Source organism: Paenibacillus sp. 7541 (genome assembly GCF_002276395.1).
GTDB classification, from domain to species: domain Bacteria; phylum Bacillota; class Bacilli; order Paenibacillales; family Paenibacillaceae; genus Paenibacillus_AQ; species Paenibacillus_AQ campinasensis.
The window spans coordinates 109,947-125,649 of the sequence record NZ_NQLZ01000024.1 but is presented as its reverse complement, the minus strand read 5'-3'; the positions used below and the strand labels follow the sequence as shown (position 1 = coordinate 125,649).

Here is a 15,703-nt window from a genome sequence, read left to right as displayed (position 1 = left end):
CTCCCATTAATGAGAGCTCCTCTTTTTTATCATTTTCTATTACTGCCAATAATTATACCAACGCTTTCAGCGCAATATCCGACCGGCAGTGCTTCCCTTCAAATTGGATCTGCTCCGCACGCTGATAGGCAATCGCACGCGCAGCCTCAATGTCCGGACCGAGGCCGACGACACCCAATACCCTTCCGCCGTTCGTTCTCCACGTGCCATCCTCATCCCGGGAGGTTCCTGCATGGAAGACAAGGGTATGCTCCGTCTCCTGCTCTAGGCCGGTAATCGGCAGCCCCTTAGGATACGAAGCCGGATAACCGCCGGATGCGAGAATGACACAGACGGCCGCTTCATCGCTCCATTCCAGCTCCAGCTCATCCAGTCTGCCTTCCACTGCTGCAAGGAATACCTCCAGCAGATCGGTCTTGAGACGCGGGAGCACGACCTGCGTCTCCGGATCGCCGAATCGGGCATTGAACTCAATCGTCTTCGGCTTGCCGTCCGGCGTAATCATCAGTCCGGCGAACAGGACGCCGCGGAACGGACGACCTTCCGCAACCATCGCCTTCGCGGTCGGCTTAATAATCGTCTCAACCGCTTCCTCAATGATGCTCGGATCGATATGAGGCAGCGGGGAGTAGGTTCCCATACCGCCCGTGTTCGGCCCCTTATCCCCGTCATATACCGGCTTATGATCCTGGGCCGCAGACATCGGCTTCACTGTCTCTCCGTCAACGAAGGCCAGAATCGACATCTCCTGCCCTTCCAGGAATTCCTCGATGACAACCCGGCTGCCGGCTTCACCGAACACTTTCGACTGCATCATATTATGGAGCGCCTCCTCGGCCTCCTCCATCGTACGAGCAACGGTAACCCCTTTGCCAGCCGCCAGACCGTCGGCCTTAATGACAATAGGCGCTTTCTGCAGCCTTAGATAAGCCAGCGCATCGTCATAGTTGTCAAACTTCTGATAAGCTGCCGTCGGGATGCTGTATTTCTGCAGCAGATCCTTCATGAAGGTTTTGCTGCCTTCAATCTCAGCGGCATTTTTCCGGGGGCCGAAGACAGGAATGCCTGTTGCGTCAAACGCATCAACGATGCCGTCAGCAAGCGGATCATCCGGTCCGACTACGACCAGTCCCACCTGCTTCTCCGCTGCAAAAGCCGTAAGCTTGTCAAACTCCGAGACGGCAATCGGCACGCACTGTGCCAACTGGGCAATCCCCGCATTGCCTGGTGCGCAATAGATCGTTCCCGCTTTCGGGCTTTTGGACAGCGCCCATACGATGGCATGCTCGCGTCCTCCGCCTCCGATAACCAAAATGTCCATGCTCTACCTCCGGTTCATATTAAGATCTTCGGATCGGATCGATCCATCAGCCGCATCGCATCATTCACGGGCTGAATGATTCATGTATTAAAAGGAACTCCCACGGTTCATATGGGCGATGTGTGCTCATTAGTGTTTGAAATGACGCACGCCCGTGAACACCATAGCAATGCCATGCTCATTGGCGGCCTTGATGGATTCCTCGTCCTTGATGGAACCGCCAGGCTGAATGATGGCCGTAATGCCGGCTTTCGCCGCAAGCTCAACCGTATCTCCCATCGGGAAGAACGCATCGGATGCCAGCACAGCTCCCTTGGATTTCTCACCGGCTTGCTCGATAGCGATACGGGCAGCGCCGACGCGGTTCATCTGTCCTGCGCCCACGCCAATCGTCATATTATCGGCCGCAAGCACAATGGCGTTCGATTTCACGTGTTTTACAACCTTCCAGCCGAACAGCAGCTGTTTCAGCTCCGCCTCCGTAGGCTCGCGATCGGTAACCACTTTCAGATCCGCCGGATCGAGGGAATGCACATCGCTCTCCTGCACAATCATGCCGCCTTCGATGGTTGTAACCGCCAGCGTGCTTTTCCGTTCTTTAGCCGAGGCGAATTCACCCATCTTGAGCAGACGGATATTCTTCTTCTTGGTCAGAATTTCAAGCGCTTCCGGGGTGAAATCCGGCGCAAGAATAATCTCAAGGAAAATCTCCTTCAGCAGTTCGGCCGTCGGTGCATCAATCGTACGGTTGGCAGCCACAATCCCGCCAAAGATCGATACCGGATCAGCGTCATAAGCTTTCTGGTATGCCTCCAGCACATGGTTACCGATACCGACTCCGCATGGATTCATATGCTTCACGGCAACGACAGCGGGCTCGTCAAATTCTTTGACAATTTGCAGCGCGGCATTCGCATCATTGATGTTGTTGTAGGACAGCTCTTTGCCATGAAGCTGCTCAGCGGTTGTCAGCGTGCCGGCCGGAGCAAGCGGCTTCTTGTAAAAGGCCGCCTTTTGATGCGGATTCTCCCCGTAGCGAAGATCCTGGATCTTCTCATAAGTAACGCTGAAACGCTCAGGCAGCGGATCGCCGGTCACATTCGACAAATATTCGGAAATGAGCGTGTCATACGCGCCTGTGTGACGGAACACTTTGGCCGCAAGCCGCTTGCGCGTTTCAAGCGTCGTGTCTCCGGCACTGCGAATTTCCTCAATGACCGTGCCATAATCCGCCGCATCGACAACAACACTGACAAATGCGTGGTTTTTTGCAGCCGAACGCAGCATCGTCGGGCCGCCAATGTCGATATTCTCAATCGCATCCTCGTAGGCCACGTCAGGCTTGGCAATCGTCTCCTGGAACGGGTACAGATTCACCACCACAAGGTCGATATAATCCAGGCCCAGCTCCTGCATTTGCCGCTGATGCTCTTCACTGTCACGGATCGCCAGCAAGCCGCTATGAACGGCAGGATGCAATGTTTTCACCCGGCCATCCAAAATCTCCGGGAACCCAGTTACGTCCGAAATCCCGATTACCGGCACCCCTTCTTTGGCTAAGAGGCTCTTGGTGCCTCCTGTCGAAATAATCTCCACCCCTAGTGCAGACAGTTCCCGGCAAAATTCCACGATCCCTGTTTTATCCGAAACGCTGACCAATGCTCGTTTGATTCCCACGTCTATACCTCCTATATGGAATGAAAAATCCGTTGTTTTGCAATCTCATGCCGTTCATGCTCACAGATGCTGTCGATAAACCGAACGGTTAAAAATATTTCCCGAGAAATATCGAACATGTCGATTATTCCACAATCGTCACCTTACGCCCATCAAGCGATACCCGGCCTCCGGTAAACCAGGACACGACCTCAGGATATAGCTTGTGCTCCACCGTATGAATTCGCTGGGCCAAAGTTTCAGCATCATCACCAGCCAGCACTTCGACCGCCCGCTGCGCGATCACCGGCCCCGTATCCATACCGCCATCCACAAAGTGAACGGTAACGCCGGTCACTTTCACACCGTATTGCAGCGCTTGTCCGATCGCATCCTTGCCTGGAAATGCCGGAAGCAGCGAGGGGTGAATATTGATGATCTTACCGCTGTAGGCTTCGACAAGCACAGGGCTCAGCAGCCGCATATAACCAGCCAGCACAATCAATTGAACGCCTTTTCGCGCAAGCTCCGCAGCGACCCCGCGTTCATAGTCCTCCTTCGAGGCGTAATCCTTCGGCTGAAACACATAGGTGTCCACCCCCGCAGCCTGCGCCAGTCCGACGACCGGCGCTTGCGGTTTGTCACAGACCAGAACACAGATGTCGCCGCCGAGAACACCAGCTCGCTGCGCGTCCACCAAAGCCTGAAAATTGCTGCCTCTGCCGGAAGCGAACACCGCGATCCGATACGCGCTCATTATACTTCAGCCCCCGTAAAGGTAACCTTCTGATCTCCGGATGTCACACGCCCGATCACATACGCTTCTTCCCCTGCAGCACGCAGAGATTGAAGCGCAGTCTCGGCATCCTGCTCCTTAACGACAAGCACCATCCCGATCCCCATATTAAATGTCGTAAACATATCGCGGTTCGAGATGCTGCCCTTCTCCTGCATCAGCTGGAAAATCGGCAGAATCGGCCAGGAGCCGTAATCGATGTCGACATTGACGTTCTCTGGCAGCATGCGCGGAATATTCTCAATAAATCCGCCTCCTGTAATATGCGCCATGCCTTTGACCTCGATCTCCTTCATTAAACCGAGCAGCGGTTTCACATAGATTCTCGTTGGCGCCAGCAGCACATCACCCAGCCGACCGCCAAGCTCTGGAAGCTCCTGCTCCAGCGAATAGCCGCTTTGCTCCAGCAGCAGCTTGCGCACAAGCGAGAAGCCATTGCTGTGCACGCCGCTGGATGCCAGTCCGATGACCGTGTCGCCTGCCGCAATGCTTGATCCGTTGATCATATTCTTACGGTCCACAATACCAACGGTAAAGCCGGCGATATCATACTCGCCTTCACTGTACATGCCCGGCATTTCAGCGGTTTCGCCGCCGATCAGCGAGCAGCCAGCCTGATTGCATCCGTCCGCAATGCCTTTGACAATCGCTTCGATTTTGGCTGGGATGACTTTGTCACAGGCCAAATAATCGAGAAAAAAGAGCGGCTCTGCCCCCTGCACGACAACGTCGTTGACACACATCGCCACCGCATCGATGCCGATCGTGTCATGCCGGTCCATTGCAAAAGCAAGCTTCAGCTTGGTACCAACCCCGTCCGTGCCGGAAACAAGCACCGGCTCTTCATATAAATCCTTATTCAGCTTGAACAGCGCGCCAAACCCGCCCAGATCGGTCATGACCTCCGGCCTGAACGTCGTTTTGACATGCTTCTTCATCCGCTCTACGGCTTCATTGCCCGCTGCGATATCCACGCCTGCGTTTTTATAAGTATCCGACACGAGCTCAACACTCCTTTAGCTTATTGAGAACATCGGTGATCGAAATCGTCCAACATCCTGATATATTTCATCTGATGAATCAGCAATTTGCTTAACTCTTCGTCTATATAGCACCCCAGGCGCTTAAGATACTCGATAACTTGCCGCTTAGGGTCACTGTGCTTTGTACACTGTATATTTCACGGGCTTAACCTTTCACCGGGCTCCGTAAACTCACGGGGTCATGCGCTGCATTCATCCAATCCTTCACCCGCTTAACCATCTAAATCAAGCATTGTGCCTGGGTTTGTACGATGATTCGCACAAACCGCGCACAAACCTTCAATCCGGAGGCCACACACGACCCGGATGGCACTACAGGAGGATCAGCAGCTGCAGCTCATCTTCTCGTCGCCGCCGAAATCAACCGGGGTCGGGTAATCATTGTCAAAGCAGGCCAGGCACAGTCCACCTTTGAAACTGGCCTCATCATAGCCTCCGATCGCTGTAATCAGCCCTTCAGGACTCAGGAAGGAGAGCGAATCGGCATTTATTTCCTGGCAAATCTCTTCCACCGTTTTGGAGGAAGCGATCAGCTCCTTGCGATCCGGCGTATCGATACCGTAGAAGCAAGGATTCTTGAACGGAGGCGACGTAATGCGCACATGCACCTCGGTCGCTCCCGCCTCCCTCAGCAGATTGACGATCCGGCGAGAGGTCGTGCCCCGCACGATGGAGTCATCGATCATGACCACGCGTTTGCCTTCAACCACCCGGCGCACGGCGCTCAGCTTCATCTTGACGCCCTGTTCGCGCAGCTCCTGGCTTGGCTGGATGAAGGTCCGGCCGGTATATTTATTTTTGATCAGGCCAAGCTCGTACGGAATGCCCGTCTGCTCAGCATAGCCGATGGCCGCCGAGATGCTGGAATCCGGCACGCCGGTCACCACATCCGCATCGACAAAGGATTCAATCGCCATCCGGCTGCCCATCCGTTTGCGGGCCGAGTGCAGATTGGAGCCGTTCAGATCACTGTCAGGCCGGGAGAAGTAAATGTACTCCATCGCACAGAGCGCCTTGCGCCCCGGAGAGGTGTAACGCTCTTCGCGCAAGCCATCCTTGTCGAGAATCAGCAGTTCCCCTGGGGCAATATCCCGAACGGTCTCCGCCCCAATCACTTCAAACGCACAGGTCTCGGATGCGAATACATATGCATCCCCCAAGCGTCCCATCGTCAGCGGACGAAGTCCGTTCGGATCGGAAGCGACGAGAAGCCTGTCATTCGTCATGAGCAGAAAAGCAAATCCGCCCACCAAACGCTGCAGCGCATCCTTGGCTGCCTCGACAAAATCCTTCGGCGAGCGCGCAATCAAATGCGCAATCACCTCGGTATCGCTCGTCGTCTGAAAGATTGAGCCCTGCTGCTCCAGCTCCCGCCGCAGCTTAGGCTCATTCACGATATTGCCGTTGGTCGCAATCGCCAGATTGCCTTCCCGATATTTGAATACGAGCGGCTGGGCGTTCGCAAGTCGGCTGTCTCCGCTGGTGGAATAACGAACATGCCCAATCGACATGCTCCCCTTCAGCGACTCCAGCTTATCCCGGTCAAACACTTCCTTGACCAGTCCCATGCCGCGATGATAATTGAAATCCTCGCCTTCCCCATCCGACACGCAGATTCCTGCGCTCTCCTCACCGCGGTGCTGAAGCGCGTGAAGGCCGTAATAGGAAAGGGAGGCGGCGTCAGGGTGTCCAAACACCCCGAAAACGCCGCACTCTTCTTTTAACGTATCAAAAATGTCGCTTCGACCTGTTCCCTCATTGTAGTAATCCCCTGTCCACAGTGCATCGGGTATCAGTTCATGAGACATGGAATGGCATCCTCCCAGACGGATTTCAAAGCCTCCACGGATTCTTCCAGCGCAGAAGCACCGTTAATCGTAATGCTAAGCTTGTTTCCTCCGACCAGACCTACTGGGGTAAATGGCACACCCGCTTCCTGCACCAGCTGTTCAAACGAATTTTTGTGATCCGGCGAAATGGATAGCACGATGCGGGACTGGCTTTCGCTGAAGAGCATAATATCACTCCGCAGCTCACTTGCCAGCGCAATCGATGCGCCGACATTGCCGCTGATGCAGCTCTCGGCAAGCGCAGCCGCAAGCCCGCCTTCGGACACGTCATGTGCGGATTGCACCAATCCGGACTGAATCGCCTTCAGCACAGCGGAAAGCAGTTTCTTCTCGGTAGCAAGATCAAGCTGAGGCGGTCTGGCTTCGGACACGCCGTGCACAACAGCCTGGAACTCACTGCCGCCAAGCTCTGCATAAGTCTCACCGAGCACATAAACAAGGTCGCCTTCGGCTTTAAAGCCTTGGGTTGTAATATGATCCGTATCGTGGATCAAGCCGACCATACCAACCACCGGTGTCGGGTAGATCGCGCCTTTGGCATTCTCGTTGTACAGGCTGACGTTGCCGCCGATAACCGGCGTCTCCAGCTCGCGGCAGGCTTCCGCCATGCCGTCCACCGCTTGTTCCATCTGCCAGAAAATATCCGGCTTCTCCGGACTGCCGAAGTTCAGGTTGTCCGTAATCGCCAGCGGCTCGGCGCCTGAGCATACAATGTTGCGCGCCGCTTCGCTGACTGCAATTTTGCCGCCCAGCTCCGGATCCAGATATACATAACGCCCGTTGCAATCCGTCGTCATCGCCAGCGCCTTGCGCGTACCTTCAACGGTCACTACCGCTGCGTCCGAACCCGGACGAACGGCCGTGCTGGTGCGAACCATATAGTCATATTGGTTATAGACCCAGGCTTTGCTTGCCAGGCTCGGGGAACCGAGCACCTTCTTGAGGGCGCCGCCCAGATCCTTCACTTCCTCATAACGCAGCGTGTCGACAGAAGCCTGCTCCTTGTAATAGGCAGGAACCTCAGACGGCTTGTTGTAGATCGGGCACTCGTCCACCAGCGCTTTGACCGGCATGTCGCCAACCACTTCGCCGTGATGGAACAGCTTCAGACGTCCATCGTCGGTTACTTTGCCGACTTTGGCGCAGATGACGCCCCAGCGCTCGAAAATTTCGCGCGCCTGCGCCTCATGCCGCGGCTCTACGACAAACAGCATGCGCTCCTGGGACTCGGACAGCATCATTTCATAAGGCGTCATGCCTTCCTCGCGCTGCGGCACCTGATCCAGGTACAGCTCAAGCCCGTTGCCGGCCTTGCTCGCCATCTCGGCGCTGGAGCAGGTTAAGCCTGCGGCGCCCATATCCTGAATGCCGAGCACAATGCCCGAGTTAATCAGTTCCAGGCATGCTTCCATGACCAGCTTCTCCATGAACGGATCGCCAACCTGAACCGCTGTCCGGTTCGCTTCCGATTCCTCGGTCAGCTCGACGGAGGCAAAGGTCGCTCCGTGAATGCCGTCCCGGCCCGTAGGAGGACCTACGTAGAAGACCGGATTGCCGACCCCTTTGGCCACGCCGCGCTGAATTTTGTCATGCTCGATAATGCCGACACACATCGCGTTGACCAGCGGGTTGCCTTCATAACTCTCGTCAAACACCACTTCCCCTCCGACAGTCGGAATGCCGATACAGTTCCCGTAACCGGCGATGCCGGATACGACATGCTCGAACAAATATTTCACCCGGTCGCTCTCCAGCTTGCCGAAGCGAAGCGAGTTGAGGATCGCTACCGGTCTTGCTCCCATCGAGAAGATGTCGCGGATGATGCCGCCGACACCTGTCGCTGCGCCTTGGTATGGCTCGACTGCCGAAGGGTGGTTATGGCTCTCAATTTTAAATACAACGGCCTGATTGTCGCCGATATCTACAATCCCTGCGCCTTCACCAGGTCCCATCAGGACGCGCGGACCGCTTGTCGGAAAGCGGCGGAGCAGCGGCTTGGAATTTTTATAAGCGCAATGCTCGGACCACATGACACTGAACACGCCGATTTCCGTGTAATTCGGCTTGCGTCCCATGAAGGAACAGATCAGCTCATACTCGCTGTCCGAAACTCCCATCTGCTTGTAAATCTGATGTTCTGCGATCTGCTCTGCGGTCGGTTCCTTAGCGGACGTATGCTGCGCCATGAGTATCCCTCCAAGCTTGTAATATGGATGTGAACATTGCCTTGCCGTCGACCGATCCGAGCAGACTGCTCACGGCCCGCTCCGGATGCGGCATCATGCCGATCACATTGCCGCGCTCGTTGCAGATGCCTGCAATATCCGCCACCGAGCCGTTCGGATTATCCTTGTACGTAAATACGATTTGCCGGTTGTCCCGGAGCTGCTTCAGCGTTGCTTCATCACAGTAATAGTTGCCCTCGCCATGTGCAATCGGGATCACAATCTCCTGTCCCTCTGCATAATCACGTGTAAATGGCGTCGTATTGTTGACTACCTTAAGCACACTGTCATGACAACGGAACTTCATCGATTCATTGCGGCGGAGCGCTCCCGGAAGAAGTCCTGCCTCCGTCAAAATCTGGAATCCGTTGCAGATGCCAAGTACATATTTGCCTTCTTCAGCCGCTTTGGCCACTTCGTTCATCACCGGGGCGAACCGGGAAATCGCACCACACCGCAGGTAATCCCCATAAGAGAACCCGCCAGGTACCAAAATGCAGTCGTAAGGGGAGAGATCCGTCGCCGTATGCCACACATAATCCACCGGCTGGCCGATCGTCTCTTCCACCGCCTTGTAGCAGTCAATGTCACAGTTGGAGCCGGGAAATACCAGCACTGCAAATCTCATTCGTTTAGCCCTCCAATTCGTACCGGTAGTTCTCGACCACCGTATTCGCCAGAAGCTTCTCACACATTTCCTTGACGCGGCGCTCCGCCTCTTCGCGGTTGTCCGTGTTCAGCTCAAGCTCCATATATTTACCGATGCGCAAGCTTTCCACTTCCTTATAGCCTATCGAATGAAGCGCTCCCTGCACCGCTACCCCTTGAGGGTCCAATACGCTCTGCTTAATCGTGACGTAAACCTTTGCTTTCAACATCTTATCCAGTTCCTCCTCGGTATATATGAATGATGGCAAGCTTCAGATTCTTACAGACTGGCCGCCGTAAGACGGCGGTAAATATCGGTGTAGCGGCGCGTCGTTTCCTCCACTACATGCGGCGGGAGCGGGTCGGGCTCGCTGTTCTTATCCCAGCCGGAGGAAGCAAGGTAGGTGCGCACAGGCTCCTTGTCCATGCTGTCAATTTCAATGTCCAGCGCGTAATTCGCCTCGTCCCAGAAGCGGGAAGAGTCCGGCGTGAAGATCTCGTCGATCAGGATGAGCTCTCCGTCCAGCAGACCGAATTCAAACTTGCAATCTGCCAAAATGATGCCGTGCCGGCTGCAGTACTCACGAGCGAACGTGTACAGTTCCAGGCTTTTCGCCTGAAGCTGCTCTGCGAGCTCTTCGCCGACAAGCTCCTTCATGCGTTCAAACGAAATGTCCTCGTCATGGCCGACATCATTTTTGGCTGCCGGTGTGAAGATCGGCTCCGGAAAAGCCGCATTCTTGCGCATGCCCTCCGGCAGCTGAATGCCGTTCACCTCACCGGAGGTCTGGTACTGCCGCCAGCCGCCGCCGGTGATGTAGCCGCGCACCACACATTCAATGTCAATGCGCTCCGCTCTGCGGCACACCATGATGCGCCCGTCCAGCAGCGCCTTGTCCTTGACGATGTCCCCCAGCAGATTCACATCCGTGTGCACGACATGGTTCGGAATCAGATGCCGGGTCTGCTCAAACCAGAAAGCGCTCAGCTTGTTCAGCACCGTGCCCTTCGCAGGCACCGGCGGTTCCAGCACGTAATCAAAAGCAGAGATGCGGTCCGTTACTACAATGAGAACATGTTCACCCAGATCATACAGCTCGCGAACCTTGCCTTTATACAGCAGCGGCGCCTGGATCAGATGGACTGCGGTCGATAAAGCCGGTAATGTCATGTGCTCCTCCCCCTGGGGCGGCTGCGCCTCTAAGCTGGCATCAGCCGCCCGCCAATTCTTCAGTTGAACGATGGCGTATCGGAATTGCTGCGTAAGCCGAAATTGGTCATCTATCTGTTCCATACAGCTTAATTGCGGTGGTATCTATCGGTTTCCCTTGGTTTTATTCCAGACCCAGCTTGGCAAAAATCGTATCCACATGCTTCAGATGCCAGCTAGGATTAAAGGCATCCTCGATGTCTTCAGGGCTGAGCACCTCGGTAATCTCAGGCGTCGCCTCGACGATCTCGCGGAACTGACGCTGCTCCTCCCAAGCCTGCATCGCGCGCGGCTGCACGGTATCGTAGGCCTGCTCGCGGCTGAAGCCCTTGTCGATCAGCTTGGTCATGATGCGGCCGGAGAATGGCACCCCGAACGTGCGGGTCATGTTGCGCTTCATGTTCTCAGGGAAGACGGTCAGATTCTGAACGATATTGCCAAAACGGTTCAGCATATAGTTCAGCAGCATGGTTGCGTCCGGCAGAATGATGCGCTCTACCGACGAGTGGGAAATGTCGCGTTCATGCCAGAGCGGCACATTCTCGTAAGCCGATACCATGTGGCCGCGAATGACGCGGGCCAGACCCGAGATGTTCTCGGAGCCGATCGGGTTGCGCTTGTGCGGCATCGCAGACGAGCCCTTCTGCCCTTTGGCGAACGCCTCTTCCACCTCGCGAACCTCGCTCTTCTGGAGCGCGCGGATCTCGGTTGCAAATTTCTCCAGCGATGTCGCGATCAGGGCCAGCGTAGCCATATACTCGGCATGGCGGTCACGCTGCAGCGTTTGGGTCGAGATTGGAGCCGGCTTGGTGCCAAGCTTGCGGCATACAAACTCTTCCACGAACGGATCGATGTTGGCATAGGTTCCGACCGCGCCGGAAATTTTGCCGTACTGAACGCCGTCAGCCGCGTGGCGGAAGCGCTCCAGATTGCGGATCATCTCTTCATGCCACAGGGCCATTTTCAATCCGAAGGTTGTCGGCTCCGCATGCACCCCATGCGTTCTTCCCATCATCGGCGTATGTTTGTACGCAATGGCCTTATCCTTCAGAATCCCGATAAAACGCAGAATGTCCTGCTCCAGAATGTCATTCGCCTGCTTCAGCAGGTAGCCGTTCGCGGTGTCCACCACGTCCGTCGAGGTCAGCCCGTAATGCACCCATTTCCGTTCCTCGCCCAGCGTTTCGGATACCGCACGCGTGAAGGCAATGACATCATGGCGCGTCTCCTGCTCGATCTCATATATGCGATCTATGTTGAAGCTTGCGTTCTGGCGGAGCTTGACCGTATCCTCCTTCGGGATCACACCGAGTTCTGCCCACGCTTCACATGCGCACAGCTCCACTTCAAGCCATGCCCGAAACTTGTTCTCTTCCGTCCATATCGCTCGCATTTCCGGTCTGCTGTATCGTTCAATCATCGTTTAATCCTGCCTCCAAATCTTTGTTTTCTCTACCCAATCCAGCCCGCTCTGCACATCAGCGCACAGCAGGTTGATATGTCCCATCTTGCGGTTTACCTTCGCTTCGCTCTTCCCGTACAGATGCAGCTTCGGCACGATGCCCAGATCTTCGGCAAGTTCATCGGGCTGGCCGAAGCGGCCGATGACTTCCTCCAGATGCTGGCCAAGCACATTGACCATGACGACAGGCGTGAGTAGTGTTGTCTCCCCGAGCGGCAGGTCGCAGATCGCTCTGACATGCTGCTCGAACTGGGATGTCGTGCAGGCCTCCATCGTGTAATGACCCGAGTTATGCGGTCTTGGAGCCAGCTCATTCACATACAGTTCGCCTTCCTCGGTTACAAACATCTCCACGGCCAGCAGCCCCACCGCGTTCAGCCCGGCGGCTACCCGCTCTGCCAGCTCTGTTGCCCGTTTCAGCACCTCGTCCGGCACCCGGGCAGGCACGATCGACAGATGCAATATATTGTTTACATGCACATTTTCTGCCGGCGGGAAGCTTTTGATACGACCGCTTGGCGTCCGGGCTGCAATGACGGAAATCTCACACGCGAACTTCACGAATTTCTCCAGCACCAGCTCGGCGCCGGTCGAAGCCAGCGTGTCATAAGCGGCGGCCAATTCCTCTTCCCTGCGAATGACGGCCTGGCCTTTCCCGTCGTAGCCTCCTGTAGCGGTCTTCAGCACACACGGCAGGCCCAGCTCCGCCGCCGCCGAGGTCAGCTCTTCCAGACTGCGGATCTGGCGATAAGGTGCCACCGGCACACCGGCAGCTTCAATCGCCGCTTTCTCCCGCAGCCGGTGCTGGGTCGTGTACAGCAGCCTGCTGCCCTGCGGCACATAAGACTGCTCCTCCAGCAGAGCGGCTACGTTCGCATCCACATTCTCAAATTCATACGTAATGACATCCGCCTTCTCCGCCAGCTGTCGGGCAGCCTCGACATCGTCATAGGCCGCCGTAATCTGCTCTGCGATCTGGCCAAGTGGAGACTGGGGCGCCGGATCCAGTGTAACGAAGGAGTAGCCCATGCGCACGCCTTCCAGCGCAATCATCCGTCCCAGCTGTCCGCCGCCCAGAACACCGATCGTTGTCCCCGGCAGAAGCGGCTTGGCGGCTGCCGTCTGCTCATTCTGATATGGCTGTCTCATAGGTTATCACTGCCCTCCAGCACTTCGTCGCGAATACGATCCCGCCGCGCCTGTACTCTGGCGCGAACCTGCGGATCCGCGGCGCCCAGAATCTGTGCAGCCAGCAGCCCGGCATTCACGGCCCCGGCTTTGCCGATCGCCACGGTGGCGACCGGAATGCCGCCTGGCATCTGGACAATCGACAGCAGCGAATCGAGGCCATTCAGCGACTTGGACTGTACCGGCACACCGATGACCGGTAGCGGCGTCTTGGCAGCCACCATTCCCGGCAGATGCGCTGCACCGCCCGCACCGGCAATGATAACCCGAAGGCCGCGGCCTTCGGCTTCCTCCGCATATCGGAACATGAGATCCGGGGTCCGATGCGCGGATACCACCTTTTTCTCATATGGAATTTCAAGCTCCTCCAGGATCTGACACGCATGGGACATCGTTTCCCAATCGGATTGGCTTCCCATAATAACGCCTACCTGTACTGTCATGTTCTAATCCTCGCTTTCGACTCAATGATTTGTCCATATACTCAAGAAAAAAGTCCGATCCCACAGGCAGCATCCATCAGCTCAGGTCTCGGACAATCCGGGAATGAAAGCGTCTTTACTTAAACAGCCCGCAGGCAATATAAAAACAGGAAGATCCGTGCATCCGCCGTAACGATGCGGATTGAAGCCAGACCTCGTTCCTGCCTTACCGCTTTCATTCCCTCGTAGTCCGAAAATTTACGGTTTTCGGGTAGAGACTTCCGGGCCGTATTCCCGGCTTTATACGAGTCATATTTAAATGTGATCATTCCGATTTCATTGGTTCTTTTCTGTCGCAACATCCTCAGTTTATCAATTTCTGACACCAAGTGTCAACCAAAACACGAACATTTGATTAACTCAAAATAGCAATGTTCGTGTCTGGCGAAAATCCAGATTATCTCTTCTTATATGAAGGAAACGTATAGGACCAGCATATATGGAAAATGTTAACGATAAATAAAACCGTAGGGGCACTGCATGCGCGAGGCGGCGGAAACGAGGCCCTATGGGAGCCCGTACCGGCTACCGCCATCGTAAAATGCCCATAAAAAAGGGCCAACCAGAAATAACTGGTTAACCTGATAATACGAAAAGAGACGCTAAATCGCGCCTCTCGTTATTTAACAACCAATACAGGGATGGTGGCATGCTGGACGACATTGTGACTGACACTGCCCAGGACAAACTCGCGAATGCCGCCAAGCCCCCGGCTGCCGACCACGATCAGGTCCGAGCCGTTCTGCTTCGCATACTCCAGAATAACCTCCGCCGGGCCTCCCTGAATCATCTCGACGTTCGCATGAATCCCGGCATGCTGCACTTGCTTCTTGGCTTCTTCCACCGTCTGCACCGCGATGTCATACACATCCTTGTTCAGCGTCGCGGGAATCGGAGCCAGCGCCTCCCCGATAAAGAATCGAGGATAATCATACGCATGCACGACATCCAGAACAGCATCCGGCGATGCTTGAGCAAGCTCGATCGCGCGTCCCAGCGCTTTACTTGCGGCTTCCGAACCGTCATATGCCAGCAATATCTTCGTAAACAGCATGACAGCCACCTCTTTTTCACTTCGGGGTTATCTAATCCTTAAGGACAACAGCTTTCTTATCATTTAAACTTCGGCCACGCGATTGAAACCCGCTGCGCCTATCCCCAGAAGTATCCGTATAAAACAGCATTCAAAAATAGCAGCAATGGCACACCGATCTTGAAGGACAGGTGCCTTGTCTTGTGGCGCTTGCGATACATCGCAATCCAGGTGCCTAACGCGCCGCCGATGGCCGCAAGCAAAAACAGCGTGCGCTCCGGCATCCGCTCCCTGCCCATTCTGGCCCGCCGCTTGTCCTCGGACATGACCAGATAGGTGACCGTATTAATGAATATAAACCAGACGATTAGCGCCGTCTGCATCAGTCCCCGCCCCCTGTTCCTCCTGCCGCCTGCGACAGGCAGCCGATTCACGATTACTTTCATTATAGAGCCGCAGAACCGGCAAAACAATGGCAGCTCGTTTCGTCGGGGGCCAGGGAGCAAGGAACACCCAGCTAACACCCAGCTAACTCCCTGTTTGTATGACGGCGGTCGGTCATCACCTACTGACATCCACCTTATGATGCCCTAGCGTGCGGTCTTACAGCACAGGTTCAGCTGGGCTATCCGATCTTATCTCATCAGGACTCGTTCTTCGGAATCTCGTTCAGGCTTGGCACATAATCACCGGCCTTTTTCGGTTTCAGTGTTTTGCTTTCTTCCATAATGCTCGATTTGTTCTGTTGATTCTCGGTCTTGCGCGGTTTATGATGCGGCATGCACAATC

The 15,703-nt window shown here is 55.4% G+C and carries 15 protein-coding genes and 1 riboswitch; all 15 genes read right to left on the bottom strand.

The annotated features are described in order from the left end of the window. Positions 1-52: 52 nt before the first annotated feature. Positions 53-1,321 (bottom strand): phosphoribosylamine--glycine ligase, encoded by a 1,269-nt coding sequence (gene purD, locus CHH75_RS15835; protein ID WP_095398639.1) that lies wholly within the window; start codon positions 1,319-1,321, stop codon positions 53-55. 129 nt (positions 1,322-1,450) lie between these two features. Beyond that, entirely contained in the window at positions 1,451-2,998 is a 1,548-nt protein-coding gene (gene purH, locus CHH75_RS15830; protein ID WP_095398638.1) for a bifunctional phosphoribosylaminoimidazolecarboxamide formyltransferase/IMP cyclohydrolase, read from the bottom strand. A gap of 124 nt (positions 2,999-3,122) precedes the next feature. Continuing rightward, positions 3,123-3,734: a phosphoribosylglycinamide formyltransferase gene (gene purN / locus CHH75_RS15825; RefSeq protein ID WP_095398637.1), complete on the bottom strand. Its 612-nt coding sequence runs from the start codon at positions 3,732-3,734 to the stop codon at positions 3,123-3,125. Next, positions 3,734-4,774: a phosphoribosylformylglycinamidine cyclo-ligase gene (gene purM, locus CHH75_RS15820; protein ID WP_095398636.1), complete on the bottom strand. Its 1,041-nt coding sequence runs from the start codon at positions 4,772-4,774 to the stop codon at positions 3,734-3,736. Before purM ends, purN begins: the two co-directional genes overlap by 1 nt. Before the next feature lie 365 nt (positions 4,775-5,139). Next, positions 5,140-6,624 (bottom strand): amidophosphoribosyltransferase, encoded by a 1,485-nt coding sequence (gene purF, locus CHH75_RS15815; RefSeq protein ID WP_095267169.1) that lies wholly within the window; start codon positions 6,622-6,624, stop codon positions 5,140-5,142. Next, positions 6,609-8,852 carry a phosphoribosylformylglycinamidine synthase subunit PurL gene (purL, locus tag CHH75_RS15810; protein WP_095398635.1) on the bottom strand — a complete coding sequence of 748 codons (2,244 nt, stop codon included), beginning with the start codon at positions 8,850-8,852 and terminating at the stop codon, positions 6,609-6,611. Before purL ends, purF begins: the two co-directional genes overlap by 16 nt. Beyond that, on the bottom strand, positions 8,830-9,519 hold the full coding sequence (gene purQ, locus CHH75_RS15805; RefSeq protein WP_095398634.1) for a phosphoribosylformylglycinamidine synthase subunit PurQ: 690 nt from the start codon (positions 9,517-9,519) through the stop codon (positions 8,830-8,832). Before purQ ends, purL begins: the two co-directional genes overlap by 23 nt. Positions 9,520-9,523: 4 nt before the next feature. Next, on the bottom strand, positions 9,524-9,769 hold the full coding sequence (gene purS / locus CHH75_RS15800) for a phosphoribosylformylglycinamidine synthase subunit PurS (RefSeq protein ID WP_095267166.1): 246 nt from the start codon (positions 9,767-9,769) through the stop codon (positions 9,524-9,526). A 50-nt stretch (positions 9,770-9,819) separates the two neighbouring features. After that, the gene (locus CHH75_RS15795) at positions 9,820-10,710 is read right to left on the bottom strand and encodes a phosphoribosylaminoimidazolesuccinocarboxamide synthase (protein WP_095267165.1); all 891 of its coding nucleotides are present in this window, start codon (positions 10,708-10,710) and stop codon (positions 9,820-9,822) included. 163 nt (positions 10,711-10,873) lie between these two features. Then, positions 10,874-12,169 carry an adenylosuccinate lyase gene (purB, locus tag CHH75_RS15790; protein ID WP_095398633.1) on the bottom strand — a complete coding sequence of 432 codons (1,296 nt, stop codon included), beginning with the start codon at positions 12,167-12,169 and terminating at the stop codon, positions 10,874-10,876. 3 nt (positions 12,170-12,172) lie between these two features. Beyond that, positions 12,173-13,360 (bottom strand): 5-(carboxyamino)imidazole ribonucleotide synthase, encoded by a 1,188-nt coding sequence (gene purK, locus CHH75_RS15785; RefSeq protein ID WP_095267163.1) that lies wholly within the window; start codon positions 13,358-13,360, stop codon positions 12,173-12,175. Further along, positions 13,357-13,842, bottom strand: coding sequence for a 5-(carboxyamino)imidazole ribonucleotide mutase (gene purE, locus CHH75_RS15780; protein ID WP_095267162.1), 486 nt, complete (start codon positions 13,840-13,842; stop codon positions 13,357-13,359). The genes purK and purE overlap by 4 nt, the downstream gene beginning before the upstream one ends. Positions 13,843-14,047: 205 nt before the next feature. Beyond that, a riboswitch (purine riboswitch) is annotated at positions 14,048-14,149 on the bottom strand. Positions 14,150-14,500: 351 nt separating this feature from the next. Further along, positions 14,501-14,935: a universal stress protein gene (locus tag CHH75_RS15775; RefSeq protein WP_095267161.1), complete on the bottom strand. Its 435-nt coding sequence runs from the start codon at positions 14,933-14,935 to the stop codon at positions 14,501-14,503. Positions 14,936-15,033: 98 nt separating this feature from the next. After that, on the bottom strand, positions 15,034-15,297 hold the full coding sequence (locus tag CHH75_RS15770; protein WP_095267160.1) for a DUF1294 domain-containing protein: 264 nt from the start codon (positions 15,295-15,297) through the stop codon (positions 15,034-15,036). 260 nt (positions 15,298-15,557) lie between these two features. Continuing rightward, a complete protein-coding gene (locus tag CHH75_RS24910; RefSeq protein ID WP_176475592.1) occupies positions 15,558-15,695 on the bottom strand; it encodes a hypothetical protein in 138 nt (45 codons plus the stop codon). Positions 15,696-15,703: the final 8 nt, after the last annotated feature.